We start from the raw sequence: 13,338 nt of genomic DNA, 5'->3' as shown, positions 1-13,338 counted from the left end.
GGTTAGAGCTCACGTTTCTCGCGCTTCAGCTTTTGAGTTATGTACACGATAGATGTTGCTGCAAACTCTAGAAAAAATTCGGCCTCAGCTTTTGTTAGGCCCGATGCAACAGTGCCTCCGTGCCGAACAAAAGCCTTGTTGCTGATGGCTCCGTAGGCCTGACTTACTAGGCGCTCAATATCTGGATCGAGATTGGCTTGTTTGATGATCTTTCCCAGGGTTCCATTTGGTTCTTTCAGTAAGACCATCAGGCTGGACTCTACGGCGTTGATGGACTCCTTGACCGAGTTTTCGAAGTCAGGAGTTGCAGAGTAAATGAAGTTCTTTGCTTTCAGCCATTGCGCTCGTATTGGATTCAGTTCATCTGAGAGGGCTTCATTTGCTTTACCCCAGTTCTTGGAGGATGGCGCATGGCGCTGGATTCGTTTGAGATCAAGCAGGACATCGGCGTATAGCTCTTCGACATAGACTCGACGACTCGAATAGGTCTTCATTTCCTGCAGCTTGCAGAAAGCGTAAAAAACTTCTAGTGATCTGTGTGGATTCGGATTGGCGTACTTGGCATCTTCAAGTTCAATAGTCACTTCGCCATACAGTTCACGATACGCATGAGGTTGATCTGAAGTGCGTCCATCGGTGGCATATGCGACCATCAGCGACTGCAGTTGCACGACCTTCGCGCCGAGTTCGATTGCTTTTTTAGTCTCCACCTAAGCGCTCCCGACGTCTTCGTGATGTACACCGTAATCTGAGAGGTTTAAGTCGACTGCTGAGGTTTAAGAAATGCATCGAAATCCTGAAGGTGGCAGGCTTTGCGTGTTGTGCCCTTGTCTGATGCGGGCATAGAAGTTTGGACAAATCCCGCATTCAAGGCCCGCCGTTGAGGGGGCGTTCGACGAATTTGTTAATCATCATTTATGACTCGTTATGCAGAGCGAGATAAATGAATTTATCCGCAATGTTGAAGAGCATCTCCTGTCTGGGTTTGGATGATGCTTGATTAATCGATGAATTTTCCCGGATCTTGAAGATAACCCGCTTGACATTGGATGCTCGTGACAAATCAATTGCATTGAGCGTCGCTATTAGGCACTGATTCAGATCGTGATCTGGCTTAGCAAGCTCAGCCAATGCGGTGCTATGCAATAGGCGTAATTCTTCGATGCTTGCGGACGTCAAACACGAATCGGACATTGCTTCATCGATGTCGAAAGCACTTCGCGTACGGGCAACCAAGTACGCTAAATTGACCGCATTAGAAACTCTCATGGTCGTTGTCACCTCGATTAGGCGCACGTAGCTTTGGTGCCAAGTCGATCCAAAGAGATCATTGCAGACGGATGCGACTTCGAAGGACGTGGCCTCTTTCGCGCGAATAATGTCCGAACTAGTGGGTGCGGTTATGGCGGTATACATTGGTTTAAAACGTCCATCCGAATTTTTTGAAATTGGTTTTTAGACTGACTTTTCGTCGGGTGGGCCTGTTTGTGTACAGGTATAGAAGTTTTGAAAAACCCGACCCTTTAAGGCGTGAGCCACTATAGCCCGGCGTAACCGATCGGTTTCCGGCCCGCATGTATCTTCCCCTCAAAAATGTGGAACTACCCAGTGCTCTATTTTTTATAGCTGCTTGCGTAGGTTGAATTTGCGCTGGAGCCTGTTTTTATTTGAAGATTTATGTGCGGTTTGGGGTAGTGTGGATGGTGCCTGACGTCCATCCGATCCCCGGCCGGGAGTTCGCCCCGGCGGGCGAGTAACTTGTTCTTTTGCGCAAAAGAAAAGTCACCAAAAGAAAGGCGCCCCCACTGTCTGCGCCCTCCGCTGACGCTACGGGAACCTGCGGTGCGCGCTTTGTGCGGGGTCTGGCTAAACTCGCCTGCGGCTCAGACAACGCCAGCCCTGATCCGCCCAAAGCTGTGCTCCTCGGCGCATACAGAGGGGGACCCCGGGGATCGGGATCGGTGGCGCTGTGCGCCACATCGCGCCTAGGGCGCGAGGTTGTTGCAGCCCGGCGCAGCCGGGCTGGCTGTTTGGCTGTCCGTTCCCACGCCGTGTGGCGTCGGCGAGTAGCGCAGGGCTGGGCGGATCAGGGCCCGCGATTGTTTGAGGCCGCAGGCCGAGTTCGAGCGGGACCCCGACCAGACCGAGCAACGCAGCGTACCCCGTAGCGCAGCGCAGGGGGCGACGACTTCGGCTCGCCTTTCTTTGGGTTACGTTTCTTTGGCGACGCAAAGAAAGGTGACTGCGCCGCCGGGCGCACGTCCCGGCCAGGGATGTTGGCCGCACCAACCAAATCCAAAGGCTCAAGCCAAATCGACCGCTAGCGCAGAATTTACCTACGCAAGAAGCCGCGATTTTTATAGCAAATCAACCGACCTTGCAGCGGACGCACAAAGCCTAAATCTGCACCACCAGCCCAGTACGAGTCGCCTCCGAAATGGCCTCTGTCACGCGCAGGTTCTGCACGCCGTCGCGGGCGCTGACCAGGGGGGCGGCTTTGCCTTCTATGACGTCGGCGAAGTGGTTCATCTGGTGCTTCAGTGGGTCGTCGCGCACCATGCCGATAGTGCCTACCTCAAACTCCTTCCACCACGAGCGGTCTTCGGGGCGAGGGTAGGTTTTGATGCGCATGGTGGGCACGGCCAGGCTGCCCTGGGTGCCGGCGATGTGGTAGCAGTCCTCGTCGGTGTAGGTGGTGTAGGCCTTGTTTTCCTGGCTGGTTTGCTCCCAGCTGCGGGCGCTGGCGGCGGTGTCGGACAGCATGAAGCTGCCCAGCACGCCGTTGGCAAAGCGCAGGTTGATGGCCACCGTGTCTTCCACCGCGAAGCCGCGCGTGGCGTTGCTGGCAAAGGCCTGCACGGCGCTGATGTCGCCGCACAGCATGCGCAGGTTGTGCACCTCGTGGATCAGGTTGATGAGAATGGGGCCACCGCCGGCCTGGGTGCGCCAGGGGCCGTTGGCAAAGTAGTCGTCGGGTTTGTAGAACTGGGCGCTGCCGGTCACGCTGACCAGGCGGCCCAGTTGGCCGCTGTCCACCACCTGCTTGGCCTTGGCCATGATGGGGCTGTGGGCGCGGTGGTGGCCTATGAGCACCCGGGCCTGCGTGTCTTCCACCACTTTTTGCAGTTGCAGCCCTTCCGCCAGGGTGGTGGCAATGGGCTTTTCCAGCAGGATGGGCATGCCGGCGGCGATGCATTCCAGCGCCTGCGGCACGTGCAGGTGGTTGGGCGTGGCCAGCAGCACGCCGTCGGGCCGGGCCTGGGCCAGCAGATCGGCCAGCGAGGTGAACAGCGGCACGCCGGCTTGCGTGGCGATGGCGACTGCGCCGGGCGAAGGGTCCACGATGGCCGACAGCACGCAGCGCGGGCTGCGCGCCAGCACGGCGATATGGGCCATGCCGATCATGCCGGCGCCGGCCACGGCGATACGGAGCTTGGGAGAAGAAGTCATGGTGTTGCTGGTGAAGGAATGCGGCATGCTACTCACAACCCATGCATTTGTAATTAGCCTGAGACATGATTCACAATTAACGGATGGTGAACAATCAATGGTGAATATGCAGTGGGAGTTGATCGACCTGTGTGTGTCGATTGCCGACGCAAGCGAAACGGCGTTTTTGCCACTGCTTATTGAAATCAGGTGTATTTGGATGTCTTAAGCTCGAATCATGCTTGGTTATATAAGATTAAACTACCTATTGCCTTAATGGTTTTAATCGACTTCGGCTTATTTTTTGCAGAATGCTATTTTAATTGATTTGCGATATTATTTTCATGAAATTGATTACTTATTGTTTTGGGTTGAGGATAAATTAATTCAAATTTAATCCATGCTGCAAAATAAGCAGAATTTAATTGCGTTTGCAGCTAGATTATTTCAAGATTGGGTTTTGGGATTTTATTATCAGCACAATTCTGATTGATTGTTATATGTCGCATGTCAAAAATTTTTATTTTTTAATTTGCCTTTATTTTTTTCTAATTCAAGATGGCTCTGCGCAAGATTACGGTGGTATCGCTAAGGGTGCCGCAATAAGTTTTTTTGCCTTTATCGAGATCTCGGTAGTTTTATTATTTATTGCGTTTGCTGTTCTATCTTTAATATTTTATCCCCGTGAAAATTTTTCTTTAAAAAGAAGATTGCTTATCGGGTTTGTATTGGGATTAATTTTGCCAATCGCTTTCATTTGTGCATATGTGTTCATGAATGATGAAAGTCAGAAATATCAGGCTGCACATAGAACTGAATTCTGTGAGATCACATTTCATAATTCAAATGAAAATTTTGAATATAAAACGCGAATCCGGCTCAAAGATCACTGGCTTAGAAAATTTTCAGATGAAAGTCTGCGGGCAAGTGACCACGCCGAGACGATATACATCAATGGGGGTGTAAGTACATTTGCCCCCAAAATTTTTGAAGGTTTTTCAAAATTGAAGTCCCTAAATATTCAGTCTAAGGAGATGAAATATATACCGGTTGCTACCTTGAAAAATCTGAATCAGCTTAAATCTCTCAACATCTCTTATGCTGATTTGGCAAGCATTCCGGATAAGAGTTTTTGTGGGCTAGAAAATCTGCTGAACTTAAACTTAACGCATAACCAGACTCTTGAAATTCAGGAGCATGCTTTGGTGGGGTTGCCCAACGTTGAAAGTGTAGAGCTATTTGGAAATAACTTTGTGGGCGTGCCTCTCGCAGCACTGCGTGAGCTTCCTCGCCTTCGGATTTTAGGACTGAGTAAAAATAAGTTTGTATCCATTCCGAAGCATGCTTTCGATGGTTTGAAAAATTTAGAATTTATCGATATCAATCAAATGCATAGCCTGAAAAATATCGAAGCTGGTGCGTTTGCAGGTTTACCAAAACTAAAACAGATTGATTTGTCATACACCGGAATAAAAAAAGTTTCTCGGTCTGCGATCGGGGCACCGGCCCATTGCAAAATTGTCGGTGTTGAGAAAGTTGTTAACTAGGCCTCCCTACTTTTTTCGTAGCGGGGCGTCATTGGGCCCGGGCCAGGTCAGCAGATTGGCCAGCGAGGTATACAGCGGCAGGCCGGCTTGCTCGGCGTCGGCCATGGCAATACGGAGCTTGGGGGAAGAAGTCATGCTGCCTTTGGTGTGGGAATGCGGCATGCTGCTCACAACCCATCTATTTGTAATTGGCATTGAACTTGATTGACGATTAACGAATGGTGAACAATCAATGGGAGTTGATCGACCTGCGTGTTTTTTGCTGCGTGGCGCGGCGCAGCAGCTTTAATGCGGCGGCGGTGGAGCTGGGCATTTCCCCTGCCTATGTGAGCAAACGCGTGGCCGGGCTGGAGCAGGCCCTGGGGCTGGCGCTGTTCCACCGCACCACGCGGCGGGTGTCGATCACCGATGAAGGTGAGACGGCGCTGCTGTGGGCGCGCAAGGTGCTGGACACGGCCGACAGCCTGAGTCAGGAGGTGGGCCGCACCCGGGCCACGCCCTCGGGCGCGCTGCGCATCAGCACCAGCCTGCGCCTGGGCCGCAACCACGTGGGCCATATCCTGGCGCAACTCAAGCGGCTGTACCCGGCGCTGGATATTTGGCTGGAGCTGGTGGACCGCCGGGTCGATGTGCTGGGCGAGGGCTTTGACATCGACATCCGCGTGGGCGACATCAGCGAACCCTATCTAGTGGCGCACCCTGTGGCCAACAGCGTGCGCGTGCTGTGCGCCGCGCCCAGTTACCTGGCGCGGCGCGGTACGCCCAAGACCCTGGCCGACCTGGCCCAGCACGACTGCCTGCTGTTCCGCGACCGCGACCAGGCCTACGGTGTGTGGCGGTTGCAGGGCCCGCAGGGCGTGGAGTCGGTCAAGGTGACCAGCACCCTGGGGTCCAACCACAGCGATGCGGTGCACAACTGGGCGGTGGACGGCCACGGCATTGTGCTGCTGTCCAGCTGGGACGTAGCCGCCCGTCTCAAAGACGGCAGCATGCAGCGCGTGCTACCGGCTTACCACCAGCAGGCCAATGTGTGGGCCGTGACGGCTACGCGGTTAGGCAATTCGGCCAAGCTGAAGGTCTGCGTGGACTACCTGGTGCAGGAGCTGCAAAAGGGGGAGTTCGCGCTGGAGGTGTTTGGGGCTTGAGGGGCGCTTGCCCAGCTTAGTGCCATGAAGGAAATCATATGCTCGTTCGAAATTTCGACGCTACTGACCTCTACACAGTCCACCAGTTGCTGCTTGTCAGCGGGTGGGGCCATCGTGTGGAAGCCCAGGACGATTTGGCCAGGCTGATTGCTGCATCTCAGCGCACAGCTGTTGCTGTAGTGGATGAGCAAGTTATCGGCTTTGCCCGCGCCATCACGGACGGCATTTCAAACGGCTATCTGTCTATGGTGGTTGTCGCGGATGGGTTTCGGCGAAGAGGCGTCGGCCATGCGCTGGTTGAGCACATCGTAGGGCAGGATGAATCCATTACCTGGGTATTGCGCGCCGGCCGAGAGGGGGCATCTCAATTCTTCGCAAAGCAGGGCTTTAACGAGTCTGCGGTAGCGATGGAGCGGAAGCGACGGTTGCGACGTATGGCGCGTGGTGCGAAGTAGGATGCTGCCAGCGCCCAGCGTTACAGGCTTTGGGCTGTGCGCGCAGCGAAATCAGATTTCCAATTCAACGGGCAATATCAAACCAATCGGCAGGACGGAATGAAGCTAGTCATAGTCGGCAATAGTGGGAGCGGAAAAACCTGGCTGGCTAAAGGCTTGGCTGCAATAGCATCGGTGCCGGTAGTCCATCTGGATGAATTGTTCTGGCAAGCAGGAGTTTTTGACCTAAAGCGGCCGGAGCCTGAGGTGGCATTTCTCATGGGCAGCGCCCGGGCCCAACCGGGCTGGGTTGTGGAGGGCGTTTTTGGGGAGTTGGCCGCGCCATTTCTGCAAGATGCCAGCGCACTGATTTGGCTGAATCTGGATTGGGGCATATGTGAAGCCAGGTTGCGCGCCAGAGGTTCAGAGAGCAAGGCCCATATGGGCAGAGCGCAATCCGAGGCGGGGCTGGCCAGATTGCTGGCGTGGGCCTCGACTTACCCAACCCGAGGCGATGCACGCTCCCTTGCAGGCCACCAGGCTTTGTTCACGCAGTTTGCGGGGTCAAAAGCCTGCCTCCGTAGCGAGGCCGAGGTTTCTGATTTGCTTGCCGCTGCAAATCGTGGAGAGGACCTTGCCAAGGTTCTACAAACCTTTGTGTCTACGCGCCTGCCCTCCGCTTAAATGAAAACGTGGTGACCTGGGCAAGGCGGGTTGCCCCGGTCAATACAACCGTATCGCCATGTCGAAGTACCAGGTGCGGCGTATTTCGATCACGTCGAATTCGCGGGCCAGGGCGGGTTGGAAGGCCTGGTAGTTGGCCTGGCCGTAGATGATGCGGCGAATTGCCTCGTCGATGGCCGGCACGCCGCTGGAGATGACGAAGCTTACCGACTCTACCGAGCCATCGCTTCGAACAGCCACCAGCACCAGGGGATCGGCATGGGGCTGCTTGACGACTTGGCGGACTGCCGCATCGAAGGTCATGGGGGACTCGATTTTTCGGGTCCAGGCTTCGGCGTACCGAACCATTTCCTCGTTGGTGTCGATGCGGCCGAAGATCCTGCCTCGGCGTGCGCTGCTCCACGACGATGGCAGTGAGGAGGACGCGCGTGCGGCATCTGCCGCCGCGCGCTTATCGGCTTCTTCGTTCAGCTGCCGTCCTATGGCCTTGAGTTTTTCTTCGCGCTGTTCGGCGGCCAGGCGCGTGGCTTCTTGTTTGGCGGTCTCGGCCCGGGCGGCTTCCTGGCGGGCTGCGTTCTGGCGGGCTGCGTTCTGGCGGTCGGCTTCGGCACGTTCGGCATTGGCGGCGTTGGTCGCCTCCTGCTGGGCCGCTTCTTGCCGCACCGCAGCCTGCTTCGCAGCTTCTTGCCGTTCTGCCTCTTGTTTGGCCTCTTGCTTAGCGGCTCCGGCCCTTGCCGCCTCTTGCTGCGCCGCTTGGCGTTCTGCCTCGCGTCGCGAGGCTTCTGCTTTGGCGGCCTCCTGGCGTGCAGTTTCCTGCTTGGCCGCTTCGGTACGTGCTGCCTCTTGTTTGGCAGCCTCGGTCCTTGCCGCCTCCTGGCGCGCGGCAGCTTGGTGTTCGGCCTCGGCGCGAGCGGTTTTGGCCGCTTCCTGCTGGGCGGCCTCTTGCCGTGCAGCCGCTTGCTTTGCCGCGTCCAGGCGCTCGGTTTCCCGCCGTGCGGCTTCTACCTTGGCGGCCTCCAGGCGGGCCGCCTCTTGCTTGGCAGCCTCGGCCCGGGCGGCTTCTTGCCGGGCTGCGGCTTGGCGCTCGGCTTCTACGCGTGCGACAGCTTGTTTTGCGGCTTCCAGGCGTTCGGCTTCTGCCTTGGCTGCGGCCTGGCGTTCTGCCTCCCGACGCGCGGCTTCGATCCTGGCTGCCTCTTGGCGCGCAGCCGCCTGCTTGGCGGCTTCCATGCGCTCGGTTTCTTGCTTGGCTGCTTCGGCCCGCGCAGCCTCCAGGCGTGCAACTTCCTGGCGTGCAGCGGTTTGGCGTTCGGCTTCGGCGCGTGCCGCCTTGGCGGCATTTGCGGCCTCTTGTTGGGCTGCCTCTAGCCGTGCGGCGGCTTGTTTGGCTGCCTCCAGTCGCTCGGTTTCCTGCTTGGCGGCCTCGGCCCGGGCCGTTTCTAGCCGCGCAGCGTCCTGGCGTGCGCTGGCCTGGCGCTCGGCCTCTTGGCGTTCACGCTCCTGCTTTGCGGCTTCGACTCGGGCGGTTTCCAAACGCTCGGCTTCGGCGCGGGCGACGGTCAGGACCTGTTGTTGCGCCTCGGCCTGTGCGGCTTCCTGGCGGCTGGTTTCTTGCCGTAGCGTCTCCTGGCGCGTGGCTTCGGCCCGGGCCGTTTCCTGGCGGAGGGCGTCTTGGCGCAAGCTCTCTTGGCGTTCTGCTTCCTGCCTGGTCGTTTTGGCGCGCGCGGCCTGGGCTTCTTCCTGTTGTGTGGCGGCGAGGGCGGCGGCTTGTTGCGCAGCCTCCAGGCGTGCGACTTCTGCGCGGGCTGCCTCCAGGCGAGCCGTAGCCTGACGCTCGGCTTCCTTTTGCCGTGCCTCCTGTCGAAGGGCTTCGGCTACCGCAGCGGCCTGGCGGGCAGCTTCTTGCCGGGCGAGTTGGGCGGCGTCTTGCTGCTTGGCTTTCAGGTGTGCCGCCTCTTGCTGCACCGTCTCTTGTGCGGGCGTTGGCAGCGCGATCCAAGTGGCGCCGTCGGGGGGCGTTGATGCTGTTTCGATTGTGTCTGTGGGCTCGGGGGGCGGCGTGGGCTGGTTATCCGTTCGTGGGCTTTCGGCTATGGCAGTACTGCGGGCGAGTGGTGCCGCAGGTGTTGTACCTGCGGGCTCCGCGGTGCTGGCCCCGGTGTCCGGTGGAGGCTCTGTGCTAGAGGGCTCCGCCGCATCGAGCACGATGCGCAGTGCCGGTACCGCGCCGCGTCGTTCTTCCCAGGGGAAACCGAAACCCGGCAGTCCGCCTTCCTGGCCGTCGAAGGTCAAGCTGAGTAGCAGCGCATGGAACAGCAAGGAAATCAGCAGGCCCATGGGTAGCCGCGCGCGCGCATGCGTGCTGGGGCCTAGCCATTGCTCATCTATTGAAATAGGTGCTGCTTCTATTGACACGTGTTGATTGGCCCTACAGCCGTGCAAGGGCTGCCGGAGATATGCTGCAGCGATGAATGTAGCCGGTGCAGCCAACCCAAACGCGATGTTGTGGAAACTTTGCTGGTGGGTATATCCAATGAGAGGCTATTCGGCCAAGCTTCATCCATGCTTTCACAGTTCGAAATAAATCACCAATCAAAATCATGACCTCAACCATAATGGGATGCGGTTAGACATGTGATGGAGACAACGAAGGAGCCTGGACAAATGGGCATTCAAACCAGCATCCGCAGGGCGCAGTCCTGTGCTGTAGACGCGGTCGAGGCTGTGCGCGAATTTCATCAGGCCGTCGTCCAGGAAAACATTGCGCTCGTTGTTTTCTTTTGCTTTGGTACTTACGACTTGGAGTCGGTTGCCGCTGAAATGCGGCGGCTGTTTGACGGGGTTCAAGTCGTGGGGTGTACCACTGCGGGTGAAATTGGGCCCCAAGGCTACCGCGAGCGTAGCCTGAGCGGGGTGAGCTTTTCTGCCAGCGAATTCCATGCTGTCAGTGGTTGCATTGACCGCTTGCAGCAATTCACCAGTAGTACGGGATATTCCACTGTACAGACCCTGCTGCAAGCATTGGAAGCCCGGGCTCCACATGCGGACGCGAGCAACAGTTTTGCCTTTATGCTGATTGATGGTATGTCGGCACGTGAGGAGCTTGTGACCCATACATTGCAGAGGGCCCTGGGTGATATTGCGTTGGTTGGCGGTTCTACAGGCAATAACCTCAAATTCCGCAATACGCATGTTTATTTTCAGGGGCAGTTTTATTTGGACAGCTCGGTGTTGGTGTTGGTAAATACGCGGCTGCCGTTCAAGCTATTCAAGACGCAGCACTTTGTCGCTACCGAAGAAAGGATGGTGGTCACCGAGGCCGACCCCGCGCGTCGCTTGGTAATGGAGATCAACGGTTTGCCAGCGGCACAGGAATATGCCCGCATGTTAGGGATTGATGCGAATGACCTAACTTCCGCCTGTTTTGCCGCCAACCCTGTGGTGGTGGTGATAAATGGAGCAAACTATGTGCGCTCCATCCAGAAAGCAAATCCCGATGGCAGTCTGACCTTCTTTTGCGCCATAGAAAGTGGCCTTGTGCTACGAACGGCGAAGGGCATAGATATCGAGGAAAACCTCAAGCAAGCCTTTGCGCGGGTACGCAGCCAAATCGGTCCACCGCAACTGGTTCTGGGTTTCGACTGCATATGGCGCAGACTTGAAATGTCACACCAACAGAAAGATCGTATCAACGAAGTCCTGGTGGACAACCATGTCATCGGCTTCAATACCTATGGTGAGCAATACCATGGTGTGCATGTCACCCAGACTTTTGTCGGTATTGCCATTGGCGTCAATGAGTATGGGAGCACCGATGCCTGACCAAGTGGCAACGCAGACGGGCTCTGGCGACGATGCCTTGAGGGGGGAAATTGCGCGCCTGAACAAAATCATCCGTGCGTTGATGGACCGTGCGGAACGTAGTGCCAGCACGCTTGGCTCCGACTATGGCTTGTTTCAGAACACCGTCATGCTGGAGGAATTGGTGCATAGCCGGACGCAGGAACTGGAGCTTGCCTTACGTGAAAATGAGAAGATCAATCGCGCCCTGCGAGTGTCGGAGACACTATTTCGTGGTTTAGTGAACATGTCTTTGGTGGGCATTGTCATTGTCGAGGACGGAGTCATCAGCTATGCCAATGCCAAGTTCGCTGAAATTTTTGGCTATTCAGAAGACGAGGTTGTGGGATTGGCACCCACGAACTTTGTGGTCGAACAAGACCGTCCTTTGGTCGCAGAAAACGTTCGGAAACGGCAGTGTGGAGAAGTTGACCGTGTTCACTACACATTCCGTGGCTTGCGCAAGGACGGCGTTGAAATAATTGTCGAAAACCATGGCAGCGGGATGGATGTTGGAGGGAAACGGCAGCTCATCAGTGTGCTCATGGACATCAGCGAACGAACCCGTGCTGAGAGCAATCTTCGGGCTTTGCAGGAGGAGTTACGCGAGCTGGCCATTCATGATCCTCTGACCGGTCTATATAACCGCCGCTACCTGGAGACAGCCTTGGAACGTGAACTTGTCGCGGCCCGGCGCCATGCGTATTCCGTCAGCGTGGTCATGGGAGACCTGGACCATTTCAAGCGTGTCAATGACCAGTATGGACATTTGGCGGGTGACGAGGTGCTGAGGATCTTCGGCAATTTGATGAAGCAACATGCTCGGGGTAGTGATATTTATTGTCGATACGGCGGGGAAGAGTTTTTGCTGGTTATGCCAAATACGGCGCAGGGTTCCGCAGTAGATAGAGCCGAGCAACTGCGCGGTGCGATGGCAGGTGCGCCAGTACCTTATGCCGATTCTCTGATTAAAGTCACTGCTTCATTTGGAGTCGCCACGTTTCCCCGCGATGGTGACAGCGGCGACGCTTTAGTGGGTGCCGCTGACCGAGCGTTGTATGCGGCCAAGGCGGCCGGCCGCAATTGCGTCATGGTCGCGGACAAAGAGGATTAGCCAGCCCCCTCTCAAGGGTTGTTTTGTCTGTAGCCTGCCTAGGATCTTCAGAGTGGCGCTGCCAGGCTGGCGAGAAGTGCGTATTGTTGCTACGCAGCGGCCGCCCATTCGCCCAGAACGAATGGGTTATGTAGAGGCCGATTTAGCGCCCAAGCTCAGGCCACCCAACCCAGCAGATGGTGCATGGCCCACAGCAGGCTGCTGATGGTGAAAAACGAGCTGACGGTTGCCACCAGCAGGGCGGCGGCGGTGAAGCCTTCCAGCCCGTATTTCTGCGCGACCACCGGGTAGATGCTGAGCATGGGCATGGCGGCGAACAGCACGGCGGCGATGCGCAGCTCGGGCGCCACAACCAGCCCGGCGGGCAGCAGCCACAGCATGGTGAATACGGCCAGCGGGTGCAGCAACAGCTTGCCGCAGGCCACCCAGGCCAGGTCGCGGCGCACGCCGGCCAACTTCAAACCGACCAGGCTGCCGCCGATGACGAACAGCGCCACCGGGCTGGAGGCGGTGGCCACGATTTGCACGGTTTGCGCCAGCACGGCGGGCAGTTGCAGGCCCAAAAGCGAGAAGCAAAAGCCGGCCAGTATGGCCAGCACCAAGGGGTTTTTCAGCAGGTTGCGCAGGCTGTTCAGCAGGGTGTGGTGCCAGCGCTGGGCGGCGTCCTGGCCTTCGTTGTCGGCCATGGCGAAGCACAGGGGCAGCACCAGCAGGTTCTCGACCAGCATGGTCAGGGCCAGGGCCACGCCTGCCGTGGGGCCCAGCAGCTGCAGCACGATGGGGTAGCCCACAAAGCCGCTGTTGGATGCGGCCATGCCCAGGCTTTGCATGGTGGCCAGCGGCATGCTTTGGCGGCGCAGCCGCAGCCCGACCAGCATGCCGATCAGCACTACGGTCAGTGAGCCGGCGGCGTAGGCCAGCAGGTAGGGGCCGTTGAGCACTTCGCCCAGCGGGCGCTTGGACAGGGCGTTGAAGATCAGCGCCGGCAGGCAGAAGTTGACGACGAAGCGGCCCAGCACCCGCATATCGGGCTTGTTGAATAGGCCAAAGCGCACAGACAGATAACCCGCTGCGATGATCAGGTAGATCGGCGTCGTGATGGCCAGGATTTGCAGCATGCTTGGGGTGGTGTGGCGGTCGGGAAC

The 13,338-nt window shown here is 57.2% G+C and carries 13 protein-coding genes; 7 read left to right on the top strand and 6 right to left on the bottom strand.

Annotation, left to right across the window (positions count from 1 at the left end):
* Positions 1-2 precede the first annotated feature (2 nt).
* The 3 genes from AC07VY_RS09120 to AC07VY_RS09110 form a co-directional block, all read right to left on the bottom strand.
* The gene (locus AC07VY_RS09120; RefSeq protein WP_495097164.1) at positions 3-710 is read right to left on the bottom strand and encodes a hypothetical protein; all 708 of its coding nucleotides are present in this window, start codon (positions 708-710) and stop codon (positions 3-5) included.
* Between the two features lie 205 nt (positions 711-915).
* The gene (locus AC07VY_RS09115; protein ID WP_495097163.1) at positions 916-1,416 is read right to left on the bottom strand and encodes a hypothetical protein; all 501 of its coding nucleotides are present in this window, start codon (positions 1,414-1,416) and stop codon (positions 916-918) included.
* Positions 1,417-2,397: 981 nt separating this feature from the next.
* The gene (locus tag AC07VY_RS09110; RefSeq protein WP_495099929.1) at positions 2,398-3,450 is read right to left on the bottom strand and encodes a Gfo/Idh/MocA family protein; all 1,053 of its coding nucleotides are present in this window, start codon (positions 3,448-3,450) and stop codon (positions 2,398-2,400) included.
* On the opposite strand from AC07VY_RS09110, the gene AC07VY_RS09105 reads away from it, so the two are divergent.
* Together AC07VY_RS09105 and AC07VY_RS09100 are read left to right on the top strand one after the other, a co-directional pair.
* Entirely contained in the window at positions 3,449-3,658 is a 210-nt protein-coding gene (locus tag AC07VY_RS09105) for a hypothetical protein (RefSeq protein ID WP_495099930.1), read from the top strand. The two genes, AC07VY_RS09110 and AC07VY_RS09105, sit on opposite strands and share 2 nt — an antisense overlap.
* 196 nt (positions 3,659-3,854) lie before the next feature.
* Entirely contained in the window at positions 3,855-4,976 is a 1,122-nt protein-coding gene (locus tag AC07VY_RS09100) for a leucine-rich repeat domain-containing protein (RefSeq protein WP_495119484.1), read from the top strand.
* 6 nt (positions 4,977-4,982) lie between these two features.
* Here AC07VY_RS09100 and AC07VY_RS09095 read toward each other — a convergent pair whose 3' ends face one another.
* Positions 4,983-5,111, bottom strand: coding sequence for a hypothetical protein (locus AC07VY_RS09095; RefSeq protein ID WP_495099932.1), 129 nt, complete (start codon positions 5,109-5,111; stop codon positions 4,983-4,985).
* 83 nt (positions 5,112-5,194) lie between these two features.
* Between AC07VY_RS09095 and AC07VY_RS09090 the strand changes: the two genes are divergently transcribed.
* Genes AC07VY_RS09090 through AC07VY_RS09080 form a run of 3 tightly spaced genes read left to right on the top strand, consistent with a single transcriptional unit; the run spans position 5,195 to position 7,239 of the window.
* Positions 5,195-6,121: a LysR substrate-binding domain-containing protein gene (locus AC07VY_RS09090; protein WP_495099933.1), complete on the top strand. Its 927-nt coding sequence runs from the start codon at positions 5,195-5,197 to the stop codon at positions 6,119-6,121.
* Between the two features lie 38 nt (positions 6,122-6,159).
* Entirely contained in the window at positions 6,160-6,576 is a 417-nt protein-coding gene (locus AC07VY_RS09085; RefSeq protein ID WP_495099934.1) for a GNAT family N-acetyltransferase, read from the top strand.
* Positions 6,577-6,612: 36 nt separating this feature from the next.
* A complete protein-coding gene (locus AC07VY_RS09080; RefSeq protein WP_495099935.1) occupies positions 6,613-7,239 on the top strand; it encodes a P-loop NTPase family protein in 627 nt (208 codons plus the stop codon).
* Positions 7,240-7,278: 39 nt separating this feature from the next.
* Here the strand turns inward: AC07VY_RS09080 and AC07VY_RS09075 are convergent, their stop codons facing one another.
* Positions 7,279-9,576, bottom strand: coding sequence for a coiled-coil domain-containing protein (locus tag AC07VY_RS09075; protein ID WP_495099936.1), 2,298 nt, complete (start codon positions 9,574-9,576; stop codon positions 7,279-7,281).
* A gap of 327 nt (positions 9,577-9,903) precedes the next feature.
* On the opposite strand from AC07VY_RS09075, the gene nosP reads away from it, so the two are divergent.
* Positions 9,904-11,061: a nitric oxide-sensing protein NosP gene (nosP, locus tag AC07VY_RS09070; RefSeq protein ID WP_495099937.1), complete on the top strand. Its 1,158-nt coding sequence runs from the start codon at positions 9,904-9,906 to the stop codon at positions 11,059-11,061.
* Positions 11,054-12,193 (top strand): sensor domain-containing diguanylate cyclase, encoded by a 1,140-nt coding sequence (locus tag AC07VY_RS09065; protein ID WP_495099938.1) that lies wholly within the window; start codon positions 11,054-11,056, stop codon positions 12,191-12,193. Before nosP ends, AC07VY_RS09065 begins: the two co-directional genes overlap by 8 nt.
* A gap of 155 nt (positions 12,194-12,348) precedes the next feature.
* Here the strand turns inward: AC07VY_RS09065 and AC07VY_RS09060 are convergent, their stop codons facing one another.
* Entirely contained in the window at positions 12,349-13,311 is a 963-nt protein-coding gene (locus AC07VY_RS09060; protein ID WP_495099939.1) for an AEC family transporter, read from the bottom strand.
* Positions 13,312-13,338 lie beyond the last annotated feature (27 nt).

It is taken from the genome of Rhodoferax sp. GW821-FHT02C08 (assembly GCF_059421805.1).
This window is presented reverse-complemented; position numbering and strand designations above follow the sequence as displayed.

Excerpts from the sequence above, each read along its gene's own strand:
- AC07VY_RS09060 (WP_495099939.1), bottom strand. The coding sequence starts at position 13,311 with ATGCTGCAAATCCTGGCCATCACGACGCCGATCTACCTGATCATCGCA.
- AC07VY_RS09065 (WP_495099938.1), top strand. The coding sequence starts at position 11,054 with ATGCCTGACCAAGTGGCAACGCAGACGGGCTCTGGCGACGATGCCTTG.
- AC07VY_RS09090 (WP_495099933.1), top strand. The coding sequence starts at position 5,195 with ATGGTGAACAATCAATGGGAGTTGATCGACCTGCGTGTTTTTTGCTGC.
- AC07VY_RS09085 (WP_495099934.1), top strand. The coding sequence starts at position 6,160 with ATGCTCGTTCGAAATTTCGACGCTACTGACCTCTACACAGTCCACCAG.
- AC07VY_RS09095 (WP_495099932.1), bottom strand. The coding sequence starts at position 5,111 with ATGACTTCTTCCCCCAAGCTCCGTATTGCCATGGCCGACGCCGAGCAA.
- AC07VY_RS09105 (WP_495099930.1), top strand. The coding sequence starts at position 3,449 with ATGGTGTTGCTGGTGAAGGAATGCGGCATGCTACTCACAACCCATGCA.
- AC07VY_RS09075 (WP_495099936.1), bottom strand. The coding sequence starts at position 9,576 with ATGGGCCTGCTGATTTCCTTGCTGTTCCATGCGCTGCTACTCAGCTTG.
- AC07VY_RS09110 (WP_495099929.1), bottom strand. The coding sequence starts at position 3,450 with ATGACTTCTTCTCCCAAGCTCCGTATCGCCGTGGCCGGCGCCGGCATG.
- AC07VY_RS09115 (WP_495097163.1), bottom strand. The coding sequence starts at position 1,416 with ATGTATACCGCCATAACCGCACCCACTAGTTCGGACATTATTCGCGCG.
- nosP (WP_495099937.1), top strand. The coding sequence starts at position 9,904 with ATGGGCATTCAAACCAGCATCCGCAGGGCGCAGTCCTGTGCTGTAGAC.